This is a genomic window from Methanocrinis sp., from assembly GCF_049974945.1.
Lineage (GTDB): Archaea > Halobacteriota > Methanosarcinia > Methanotrichales > Methanotrichaceae > Methanocrinis.
Genome location: NZ_JBNGCU010000062.1, coordinates 1 through 11,057, shown reverse-complemented (window position 1 = coordinate 11,057; position 11,057 = coordinate 1). Strand labels below are relative to the sequence as shown.

General features: G+C 58.0%; 9 protein-coding genes. 3 read left to right on the top strand and 6 right to left on the bottom strand.

What is annotated here, in order from left to right:
* The 3 genes from ACP5EL_RS07200 to ACP5EL_RS07190 all read right to left on the bottom strand — a co-directional run.
* Nucleotides 1-2,084, bottom strand: a 2,084-nt coding sequence (locus ACP5EL_RS07200) for a copper-translocating P-type ATPase (protein WP_428401837.1), incomplete at its 3' end; no start/stop codon positions are given.
* 250 nt (nt 2,085-2,334) lie between these two features.
* Nucleotides 2,335-2,595 carry a zinc ribbon domain-containing protein gene (locus ACP5EL_RS07195; RefSeq protein WP_428401836.1) on the bottom strand — a complete coding sequence of 87 codons (261 nt, stop codon included), beginning with the start codon at nt 2,593-2,595 and terminating at the stop codon, nt 2,335-2,337.
* Nucleotides 2,596-2,826: 231 nt separating this feature from the next.
* Entirely contained in the window at nt 2,827-4,209 is a 1,383-nt protein-coding gene (locus tag ACP5EL_RS07190) for a hydroxymethylglutaryl-CoA synthase family protein (RefSeq protein WP_428401834.1), read from the bottom strand.
* 130 nt (nt 4,210-4,339) lie between these two features.
* Here ACP5EL_RS07190 and ACP5EL_RS07185 point away from each other — a divergent pair, with 130 nt between their 5' ends.
* Entirely contained in the window at nt 4,340-4,591 is a 252-nt protein-coding gene (locus ACP5EL_RS07185; RefSeq protein ID WP_428401833.1) for a hypothetical protein, read from the top strand.
* A 103-nt stretch (nt 4,592-4,694) separates the two neighbouring features.
* Nucleotides 4,695-5,186, top strand: coding sequence for a pyridoxamine 5'-phosphate oxidase family protein (locus tag ACP5EL_RS07180; protein WP_428401832.1), 492 nt, complete (start codon nt 4,695-4,697; stop codon nt 5,184-5,186).
* Nucleotides 5,187-5,247: 61 nt separating this feature from the next.
* On the opposite strand, the gene ACP5EL_RS07175 is transcribed toward ACP5EL_RS07180, so the two are convergent.
* The gene (locus ACP5EL_RS07175) at nt 5,248-5,862 is read right to left on the bottom strand and encodes a protein-S-isoprenylcysteine O-methyltransferase (protein WP_428401831.1); all 615 of its coding nucleotides are present in this window, start codon (nt 5,860-5,862) and stop codon (nt 5,248-5,250) included.
* Between the two features lie 103 nt (nt 5,863-5,965).
* Entirely contained in the window at nt 5,966-6,610 is a 645-nt protein-coding gene (locus tag ACP5EL_RS07170; RefSeq protein WP_428401835.1) for an MBL fold metallo-hydrolase, read from the bottom strand.
* 59 nt (nt 6,611-6,669) lie between these two features.
* Between ACP5EL_RS07170 and thiC the strand changes: the two genes are divergently transcribed.
* On the top strand, nt 6,670-7,977 hold the full coding sequence (gene thiC / locus ACP5EL_RS07165; RefSeq protein ID WP_428401830.1) for a phosphomethylpyrimidine synthase ThiC: 1,308 nt from the start codon (nt 6,670-6,672) through the stop codon (nt 7,975-7,977).
* Between the two features lie 130 nt (nt 7,978-8,107).
* Here the strand turns inward: thiC and ACP5EL_RS07160 are convergent, their stop codons facing one another.
* Entirely contained in the window at nt 8,108-10,930 is a 2,823-nt protein-coding gene (locus tag ACP5EL_RS07160; protein WP_428401829.1) for a hypothetical protein, read from the bottom strand.
* Between the last annotated feature and the right edge of the window lie 127 nt (nt 10,931-11,057).

The window sequence follows — 11,057 nt, the reverse complement described above, 5'->3', positions numbered from 1 at the left end:
AGCTTCGCGTTCACGGCGACGATGATGGTGCTCATGCTCATCAAAACCGCCCCCACTGCCGGGCTCAGAAGGATCCCATATCCGTAGAGGACGCCGGCCGCAAGGGGTATGGCGAAGGCGTTGTACCCCGTCGCCCAGAGGAGATTTTGGAACATCTTCGAGTAGGTCTTCTTGGACAGCCTAATTATCGAGACGACGTCCCTCGGATCGTTTCGTACGAGGACTATGTCCGCAGTCTCGACGGCGACGTCGGTTCCCGCCCCGATGGCGATCCCGACGTCGGCCTGGGCCAGGGCCGGAGCGTCGTTGACCCCGTCGCCCACCATGGCAACGGTGTACATCTCCTGGACCTCCCTGATCTTCTCGGCCTTCTGATCTGGAAGGACCTCGGCGAAGAACTCGTCGAGGCCCAGCTCTCCGCTCACCTGCTCTGCGACGTACCTGTTGTCGCCGGTGAGCATCATGCACTTCACCCCCATCGACTTCAGCCTACTGACCGCCTCCTTCGACTCGGTCCTCAGAGCATCGCCGAGGGCGAGGGCTCCTATGGGCAGCTCATCCTTCAGGAGGAAGACGACAGTCTTTCCTCCTTCTTTTGCCTCCTCTGACCTTCGATCGTCGAGCTCGATCCCGTTCTCTTCGAGGTAGCCGGGGCTGACCACCTTCAGGCTTCTGCCACCGATCACACCCTTGACACCTTTCCCAGGTATAGAATCGAAACTCTCCACCTCCAGAGGATCGATTCCCCGGTCTTTTGCGCTCCCCACAACGCCTCTTGCGATCGAGTGCTCAGACCGGGACTCTAAGGACGCAGCAAGCCTCAGAACCTCTTCCTCGCCCGCCTCGGCGAGCGGTATCACGTCGGTGACCCCAAACTCGCCCCGGGTGAGAGTCCCGGTCTTGTCGAAGACGACGGCCTGGAGGTCTCTCGCCCTCTCGAAGGACTGCCTGTCCCTTATGAGAAGGCCGGAGTTGGCGGCGAGGGAGGTCGAGACGGCCACCACCAGGGGGATGGCGAGGCCGAGAGCGTGGGGGCAGGTTATCACCATCACCGTGACCGCCCTCTCGATGGCGAAGACGAGATCCCGACCGTAATAGAGCCAGGCGGCGAGGGTGATCGCACCCACCGAGAGGGCGATCACCGTCAAAAAGAAGGCGGCCCTGTTGGCCAGATCCTGAGTTCTGGACTTGCTCTCCTGAGCCGTGCTCACGAGATCGATCACCTGGCTCAGGTAGGTCTCCTTTCCAGTCTTGGCGACCTCGACGACGAGAGACCCCTCGCCGTTTATCGATCCGCCGATCACCTCGGAGTCCTCAGTCTTGGATACGGGCTTCGATTCGCCGGTGAGGAGTGACTCGTTGACGCTGCTTCTCCCCTCCAGAACGGTCCCGTCCACGGGGACCTTCTCTCCGGGCCTGACCATCACCCTGTCCCCCTTCTTCAGGACCTCGACCTCGACCTCCTCGACCTCACCACCGTCCTTGAGGAGGTGAGCCTCGGAGGGCATTATCTTGGCCAGCTCCTCCAGGGCCCGGGAGGCACCCATCACCGAGCGCATCTCCATCCAATGGCCCAGGAGCATGATATCGATCAGGGTCACCAGCTCCCAGAAGAAGAACTTGCCAGCAAAGCCGAAGACGACCGCAGAGCTGTAGAAGTAGGCGACGGATATGGCCACGGCGATCAGGGTCATCATTCCCGGCTCCCTCTCGGCCAGCTCCCTCTTCAGGCCCACGAGGAAGGGCCAGCCTCCGTAGAAGTAGACCAGGGAGGAGAGGGCGAATAGAATGTAAAATGAGCCCGAAAAGACCAGGTCGAAACCGAAGAAGGTTTGGATCATGGGGGAGAGGGCCAGGACCGGGACCGTTATTGCGAGGGAGACGAAGAACCTCTTCTTGAAGTCCTGGAGCATCCGGGCGTGGTGGCCCCCCTTTCCGTGGCCGCCTTTGCCCCCCTTCTCGTGATTTCCCCCTCCGTGACCCACCTTTCCATGACCGCCATTTTGTCCCTTTTCGTGATATTTGCGATCTTCATCATCCCGGGTTTTGTGACCTTCCTCTGAATCCCGATGGCCCGACTTCATCTTCTCTTCGCTCATCTCGTTATTCTCTTGAGAATTATTTTCGCTCGCCATGACCGATCCCCCCCTCCTATAATAGATGGTTAATGGGTGATATATTGATCGCTCTGTCTGGATCTGAGGAGGAAAACAGGCTGAAAAACTGAGCTTGAGATGCACAGACCTGTATAATACTTGTGCCATATTATATGTAGGACTTACGCACTTGAAAATTAAAACCAAGCACATTAGAGCCTGTCAAGAAGATTATGCTTTAGACAGTTTGGTGCTTCATGCTACTGGTTTTTTGTTCAACTACGTAAGTCCTAGAAATGTGTAAACTACCCCCTCTGAAGAGGGGGGCTTTCTGTAGCCCTGGAATCTTTTCTGCCATAGTTAGGCAGAACAACCCCGGGCCTCCGGGCTGGTTTACAACAGCCCCAAGATCTGCAATGTTTCGAGCACCGTTAAAGTCCGCGTCACCAGACCATCCACAAGAAGGACAGGAGAACTCTTTCCCTTTCCGATCCCCTATACGATGACACCGATGACAGGTCTTGCTTGTGTAGGCAGCTTACACCGAACGGTTAATACCTGATCTACCATCATGTCAACATTGATCATTCAGCCATAAATATGTTTCTGTCTAACAAGGCAGGGGAATAAGTACGGCCTCCTCCCACGACTGAAGTCGCGGGAATCCGGCCTGAGTTCTTTCTTGAAGTTGGCCGCCATCCGTCTGTCCGCGGCCTAAGCCCTCGACCTCTCAGCCCACGAGATCGTAGTGCCGATATCCATCTCGGCCTATCTCGAGGAGGGCGAACTCTCCCGAGGGAGGGATCACGCTCTCGTTCCTCTCCCCCTGGTGGAGGAGCTGGTAGTCCGCAAGGCCTATCTCCACCCTCTCATCGAGCCTTTTGAGGAGATCTCCCCTGGCCGTCGATCCGACGCCAGCCTGGACCGTCCCCGAGAAGAAGGCGGCAGAGCAGCCGCTCCCATAGGAGCCGAGGCCGATCCGCATCCCGGGGACGAGTAGATTCTGCTCAAGAAGGCTCGCCAGGCCCAGGTATATCGAGCCGGTGTAGATGTTTCCGACCACCGAGGAGACGAGGGTCGAGGGTCTGACCTTCCTCTCGTAGGCCCCCAGGAACTGGGCCGACTTAGAGAAGCGTCTCTTGTAGTCGGCCTCATTCGAGGGGTGCTCCTTCGAGCCCGAAAAATCCTCTTCCCCGGGCTCGGGCCCTATCTCCTCTTCGATCTTCCTCCACCGGGGCAGGCCTCTCCACTCCCGCCGGAAGATCGAGGCCGCCGCATACTCCGCCATCCGGGGGTAGGGGATGTGAAATATGATCTGGTCGAGGTGGTCGGTGATGCACTCGCCCCCCGCCAGACGGATCATCCCACGGACCAGGGCTTTTTTCTTGTAGGAGGAGAAGGCCCCCTCCATCGCCGCGAGATAGCATAGGTTGCTGTACCTGCCGTTCACCACGGCGCACTTCATCCCGATGGGCCGGAAGAAGTCGTTCTCGTCCCGCGTGAATACCCCCATAACCGGGTCGAGGGCCAGAAGCCTGGGGTCCCTTTTGACCAGGAGGGCGACGGAGCCCGCTCCCTGGGTGTACTCGGCCGGAGAGTTCAGCTCGTAGCGGGCGACGTCCGTCGCCACCACGATCCCCACCCTCTCGCACTCTCCGCTCCCGGTGGCGTTGAAGTCGCCATCCTCCGCCCTCAGCCAGTAGGCCGCGTTCTCCAGGGCGTGGGTCGCCGCTATGCAGGCCGACTTGAACTCGACGGTGGAGCACTCCTGAAAGGAGCCGGGGCCGAAGATCCGCTCCAGCATCCCCATGACGTAGGTTCCTATCGCCTTCGCCTCGTCGACCCCCGACTCGGTCCCGATGTAGATCCTGCCCACCTCCTGGGGGGATATGTCGTTTTTCTGTATCAGCTCCAGGATCGAGGATGCGGCCATGGTGGCGGCGTCCTCGTGGACGTCGGGGACCGCCATCTTCTCGACCCCGATCCCCCGGGCGAGCTTCCCAGGTTCGATCCCCCTCGCCTGCGCGAACTCGCCCAGGGTCGATATGAAGAGCTTGGGAACGGCGACCGCGATGTCGTCTATCCCAACAGCCGATTTTGGCTTTTTATTCATGGTGATCGCCTCAGATGAAGAGTTATATCGGCGGTGGTAGGCGCCGATCGTATTTATGGCATGGGGTTTTGTTCTGCCATCCGGCAAGATCTATATCTTATCCGGACTTTTCTTCCCCGAGGCGTCGACCATGATTGAAGAGATCGAGAAGCTGGTGGAGAGGTCTGAGGGCCTGAAGGAGAGGGAGCGGACCGAAGCGGTCGCGATACTGAAAAGGTACATCGAAGGCGAGATGGACTTGGAGGAGGTCCACTACACTCTTATGGACGAAGGGCTGATTCCGATGCCCGCAAGGTGCACCATGTACCACAAGCCGGAGCAGAGGCCAGAGGCAGAAGAGGCCCTCCAGTCCCTCATAAAAGAGAAGATCCAGGGGCTGTGACACCATCCCCCAAGGCACTCCTTCCCCCAAATGCTCCTTCGCAAAAGATGGGGGCATCAATTTTTAAATAGAATCCGATCAAAATTTGTTCTGAGGAGATGAGATGGCCCCAGAAGTTGTAAAGATCCCGAGCATGAAGAAGAGGGAGTACGACCGGCTGATCAACGAGGAGCACGTATGCAGGATCGCCTTCAAGGGAGACAAGTACCCCTACGTCGCTCCCTTCGTCTACATCTTCGACGGGCGGTTCATGTACTTCCTCTCGACGAAGTACGGCAAGAAGATCGAGCTATTTCGGGAAGACCCCCACGTCTCAGTGGAGGTAGAGAGGTACGCCCCCGACCTCTCCAGCTATAGCTTCGTCACCCTGCGGGGCCGCCTGGTGGAGGCCAGCGACCCCGGAGAGAAGAGGGCGGTCCGGGAGCGGTTCGTGGACCTGATCCGAAGAAAGAACCTCTCCCGAAACGTCCTCTCAGCCCTCGGCCACTCTCCATCCGACCCCCTCGACTCGATCGTCGAAGAGGAGAGGTCTCTCGTCTGGAAGCTCGTCGACGTAGAGAAGATCATGGGCCTGAAGGACGGCGATAAGATCTGAGGCTGGAGCAACAATCCCGCTGAAGACGAATTTGATACCCAGAGAAGGTGATAGAGAGGCCCTATCTCCCCATCCTCGGCAAGACCCGCCCGGTCCTCTCAGCGTACCTGCGGTACTCCTCGCCGAATTTGTCTTCCATCATCTCCTCCTCCCGCGGGATTCTCGCGACGTAAAGGGGGATGGACGCCACCAGGAAGGCAGGACCTGCGATCCAGTTATGGAGGAGGAGAAGCTGAGCTGCCGCCCAGAGGAGGTGGGCTGCGTACATCGGATGGCGGATATTCTCGTAGACGCCCAACGTCACCAGCCTGTGGTCCTCTCTTATCTGGAGCCCCGGCGAGAAGCTCTCGGCGAGGTCGGCGTGCGACCGCCACAGAAGCCAGAGGGCCTGGAGGAAGAGGGCGGCCCCCAGGGAGCCCGCCACCAGGCGCACGGTGGGTGGGAGGCTGTAGTCCGCAAAGTCGAGCCTGGTGGTGAAGAGGTAGAGGAAGGGGACGATTATCATGCCCAGGGTGGTGAGGAGCATGAGCGGCCGATCCTCTCCCCTCTCGCGGTCGTCTACGATCGATCCTCGATCTCGCCACCAGGAAGGAGTCCTCTTAAGCCAGTAGGCCCGGATTATAGAGGCCGCTATAAACCCGATCAGGTAGGCGAGATCGAAGATGTCGTCGAGCATGATGGACCTCTCCGCCGTCGGAGGAAAAATAGGCGGCGGTCCGGAGGCCGCAGCATCTGAGCTAGTCCGCAATGACCCCCAGGTCCGTTCTGGTTTGGCCCGATCAGTGGATCGTCCTTGCAAACTCGAGGCTCGTCCTCATCTGCTCGGCGACCTTCTCGTCCGTCGGCTCCATGTGGCCGGGATAGAGGACCTGAACCTCCAGGGCCGCCAGCCGCTCGATCGACCCTACCAGATCATTGACCATCTCCCCCGGACGGCGGGTCCTCCCGATGTTCCCGTGGGGGAGTATGATGTCGCCGGAGAAGAGGACCTTTGCCTCCGGCTCGTAGAGGGAGATCGAGCCGGGCGAGTGGCCAGGGGTCACAAGAACGTGGAGTCTCCACTCGCCGAGGCTTATGACGTCCCCCTCCTCCAGGGTCCCGTCGACCCCGAACTCCGCCGGCTCCTCCTCGTAGAGGTAAGATCCGGTGGCGACGTCATCGCCGAGGTCGCAGACCTCCCCCTCTCCGATCAGAACCTTCGCTCCCGTCGCCTCCTTCAGGGCCGGAACCCCGGCGGTGTGGTCGTGGTGACAGTGGGTCAGGATTATGAACTTGATCCTTCCGGGATCGATCAATTTCTCGACGTTCTTGATCGTGGCCTCGGCGTCTATCCCGGCATCGATGAGAACCGCAACCTCATCGAGAATCAAAAATACGTTCCCCTCGTGGACGGGGCCGCCGCCGTTAACCTTATGCACTTCCACCAAACAAATCAACCTCCAAGATAAGTGCAATTCCATCAATATATTAGTTAGTTGGTATCATGACTTTGATTGAAGACGCTGAAAAGGGAAAGACTCCGCCCGAGGTCGAGATCGTCGCCCGAAAGGAGGGGGTCGACCCCGAGAAGCTTCTGCGCCTCCTGGCCCGCGGCCGGGTGGTTATCCCGCGAAACGCCCGCCGAAAGATCGAACCCATCGGGGTCGGAGAGACCCTCACCACCAAGGTCAATTTGAACCTGGGGTCGTCTCGCGGCGTCGCCGACCCCAGGGCGGAGGTGGAGAAGGCGGTGGTGGCGATGGAGGCCGGGGCCGACACGGTGATGGATCTGTCCACCGGCGGCGACCTGGATCTGATCAGGCAAAAGATCCTTGCGGCCGTAAAAATCCCTGTGGGGACCGTGCCCATCTACCAGGCCGAGGTGGAGGGAGAGCTCACCGGCCAGGGGCTCTTCGACGCTCTTGAGAAGCAGGCGAAGGACGGCGTCGACTTCGTCACCGTCCACGCCGGCGTCAATTTGAACTCCTTTGAGAGGCTTAAGAGAAGCGGCAGGATCATGGGGGTCGTCAGCAGGGGGGGCTCCCTCACCCTCAAGTACATGAGCGAGACGGGAGAGGATAACCCCTACTACGCCGAGTACGACCACCTCCTGGATATCGCGAAAGAACACGAGCTGACTTTGAGCCTGGGCGACGGCCTGCGCCCCGGCTGCATCAATGACTCCAGCGACCGGGCCAAGTACATGGAGTTCATAATGCTCGGCGAGCTGGTCGAGAGGGCAAGGCGGGCCGGGGTCCAGGCGATGGTGGAGGGGCCCGGCCACGTCCCCGCCGACGAGATCGTGACGAGCGTAAGAGCGATGAAGTATGTGACAGACGGCGCGCCCCTCTACCTCCTCGGGCCCATCGTCACTGACGTCGCCCCCGGCTACGACCACATCACAGCCGCCATCGGAGGGACCATCGCCGGGATGAATGGGGCCGACTTCCTCTGCGCCACCACCCCCAGCGAGCACCTGGACCTTCCCACGAAAGAGGACATCTTCGAGGGGACGATCGTCACCAGGATCGCAGCCCATGCGGCGGACATCGCAAAGGCAGGGGTCAGAGACAGGGCCCGCGAGTGGGACCGAAAGATGGCCGTCGCGCGGAGGGACCTGGACTGGCCCACCCAGTTCGACCTCGCCATAAACCCGAGCCTGGCGCGGCAGATCCGCCACCGGCGAGGGGTCGAGATCGACACCTGCACCATGTGCAACGAGCTTTGCGCCATAAGGCTCGCAAAAGAGGCGATGGAGCGAGAAGAGAGGAAGGGGCAAGAGAGAAAAGAACAAAAGAAGAAAGATGCCTGAAGGCGGAGGCCCGGCCCGGTGGTATGGTGGTCGAGAGGCCCTCAGGCAAGCTCCTGCCTTGCGACGGGGTTTTTGCGAATGGTCTGGAATTGGGGGGCGAGTTTCGACCGGCAACCGAAGAGCTCGAGCTTCACTCATCTTCGAGATCCCGGAGCAGGCCCTCCACCTCTTTCCTGAAGGCGCCGCGATCGTACTTCGCGGTGTACCTGAGATGGATCAGCACGTCCTCGATCAGCAGGACGTTATCACCCACCAAGTCCGGGTTGTTCTCCTTCGGGATCTCCAGACGCCAGGATGAAACCGCCCCCGTCCCCTCGAAGGGGAAGTATCGGTCGTCGAAGAAGAAGTCGAGGACGAACATGCCGTCGTCCTTCTCGTTGACTCTGGAGATGGCAACCTGCTGGTTTGCCCTCCAGTTAACCCGGAGGGTGTTGGAGGTGGGCTGATCGGAGCCGAGGCCCAGAAGGTAGCTTACTCCGCCGATATCGGGGTCTATCAGGGTCTTGTTGCCCAGCTGAATGAGGGTCGAGTTGAGGGACTCGTAGGGCTGCATGCTCCTCGAGGTCTTGACTTCGATCTCCATGGACTTGATCACCCTGAAGTAGTGCCCCGGGTAGTCCCGGTCGAAGAGCTCTTCGCTCAGCCGGAACTCGCACGCCCCGGAGGCGACGAGGAGCAAGAGCGACCCTGGGAAGGTCCTGTTCATGGAGATCGTCTTCTCGATCTCCTGGAAGCGGCTGTCCTGATCCAGATGGGACTTCTCCATCCGGTTCAGCTCGAGCATCAGAGACTCGCCCGCGAGAAGCCCCTTCTTCAGGCTGTCCCAGTGGCCTGGGGTGATGTAGGTCTCGGTCGTCGGCAGCTCGTACTGGAGGGCCTTCTCCGCAGACTTGGCCATGTCGTAGGCGAGCTTGTAGGCCTGGAAGTAGAGGCCGGAGAGCCTGCCGATCATCCAATTGTAGAGAGCTTGGTTGGAGAACTTGCTGCGGTAGAACTGCTCAATCTCCTGGTTCTGCTGGATCGTCTTGGTGTGGACGGCAAGTTCCTCCTGTGAGATCGCCAGCTGAACCTTTGCTCCAACGATCTGTTGTTCAATTTCTTCTAAATCATAGCCGGCTAATTCTTTCTCGTGCTTCCATTCAGCACGTCTACGTTTATATCCAGCAGATTTCCCTGTAATTCCAGCTATCATATTAAGCACATCAGCGACATGTTCCGCTAGAAGGATACTAGTATGCACTGGTGCACAAAATTGTTTGGGACCAAGCTCCGTGACCATCAACGGGAAAGGAGCTACAGTACCTGCATTAGTATTTTGAATTGTACCTATAAATCCTTCTATAATTTTAAGTACATAAGCAGTGCTTTTAGTTGCTTGGGCAGATACTAACATGGTTAATTCTGCAATTTCTTCGGGATTAAGATCTTCGGCAATAAGACCTTCATAGCGCTTTAGTCTAGCATCTGGACTCTTCTTGCTGATAGCCAGTGCCGCGATCGCCTCTTCGGCCAGCTCGATCTCTTTCTTCTTGATGGAAGTCGTCAGGTTGAGGATGGCCCTCTCGTGAGTGTTCTGCAGGATGGCCAGCTTCTCGGCATCCCGGCTCTCGATGGCTCCTAGCAGCGCCGATCCCAGCTCCATCACATTGGAGGTCATATCCTTTGCCGTTCCCAGCATGAACGAGTATCGGTAGTGGGGCACGGCCACGTTCAGCGCGGTGAGGGCACCGCTGATGCTCGCCCCACCAGCTATCGCCCGCACCAGATCCATCGGCTCGATTGGCGGCTCAAAGAGGACCAATTGCCTGAATACGCCCTCGATGTTCAGGCTGTGGCGGATCTTGAAGAGCCGGTCTTCGACCCGATCCCAGTAGCCGATGAACTTCGCGTTTTCGGGCACGCAGAAGTCGGTGATGCTGCTGTGGGGTACGAGAGTTGCACAAGTGGAATTCTCCTTCTCCTCCTCCGTAAAGAACTCCGGGATAGCTTCATCTGTGCACTGTTCATATTCGCGGATGAACTCCTCGTAGGTCCCCATCTCTTCGAACCGTTTGATCGTCTTCGACTTCGGCTGCGGTCCTAAGAGGTCGTAGGCGAGGACATAGAGCATCAACGCCTCGGTGATCGACTCCCGGGTGCTCTGCATGAAGAGAGAGTCGCCCCAGTCCAGGAGGTTGTCGATGTACTTCATCACCACCGCTTTCTGGTAGGCGTTCAGACGGAGAGCCGCAATCGCATGGGGGTCGAACGGGTCCTCCCGATAGGCCGAAAGGGCTTCGCTGTCTGTCAGCAGCTCCGACAATTTATCTAAACCCTGGTCCCTGAATGGGAGGTATCTCCAATGCCGGTCCAGATCGTCATCTTCTCCGCCGGATGTCGGGTTGAAGATGTAATGGTACCATCTCTGGGAGTCGGCAAAGTTCTGATTGGAGTTCAGCTTGTTGGCGATCAAGAAGGGCACATGGAAGAAGATCTCCTCAAAGTAAAGCCGATACGCGCCCTGAAAATCGATCTCGTTTGGTATATTGTTGAGGGCAGGGGGAATCAGACCCCCATTGGCCTTGTACTCCCACCTAAAATCCAGCTCCTCTGCATGCTGCGACTCCAGGCTCAGCAATTTATCTATGCCACCTGTAAACAGATTTTCACTGAGTTTGTGAACAGCATAGGTGTTCAGCCGTTCGAATTTGAATGCTTTTGTGGTGCTCTCCGAAAAGAAAAGAGCATCGCCATCTTCGAGTTCGTAAGATATGAATAAGGGCAATGGTGAACTGGTCCTTTTGGCGAAGGGTTTAATTACCTTAGATATTTCTGCCATTGTCGGCATCGGCAAGGGATCGCCATTGGAATCGGAAAACTCTGCTTTGACTAGGAACTGCTCATCGCCAACGTCTACGATATACCAGCCAGGCTGGTTATTCACATCTGCAAATGATGATGCTGCATTCTCCAAATTATTTAATAAAAAATTTTCTGGAAAACCGAATATGGTGGGTAGAGGGGCCAGAGCCACCTCATCCTCACCTGTGGGCACAATCTACTTTTCCAGTGATGAAGTTGGAGGCTGGATACTCCCTCCC

Bases quoted from the DNA above. Each gene is read 5' to 3' on its own strand.
- thiC (WP_428401830.1), top strand. From the start codon at position 6,670: ATGACTTTGATTGAAGACGCTGAAAAGGGAAAGACTCCGCCCGAGGTC.
- ACP5EL_RS07185 (WP_428401833.1), top strand. From the start codon at position 4,340: ATGATTGAAGAGATCGAGAAGCTGGTGGAGAGGTCTGAGGGCCTGAAG.
- ACP5EL_RS07180 (WP_428401832.1), top strand. From the start codon at position 4,695: ATGGCCCCAGAAGTTGTAAAGATCCCGAGCATGAAGAAGAGGGAGTAC.
- ACP5EL_RS07190 (WP_428401834.1), bottom strand. From the start codon at position 4,209: ATGAATAAAAAGCCAAAATCGGCTGTTGGGATAGACGACATCGCGGTC.
- ACP5EL_RS07175 (WP_428401831.1), bottom strand. From the start codon at position 5,862: ATGCTCGACGACATCTTCGATCTCGCCTACCTGATCGGGTTTATAGCG.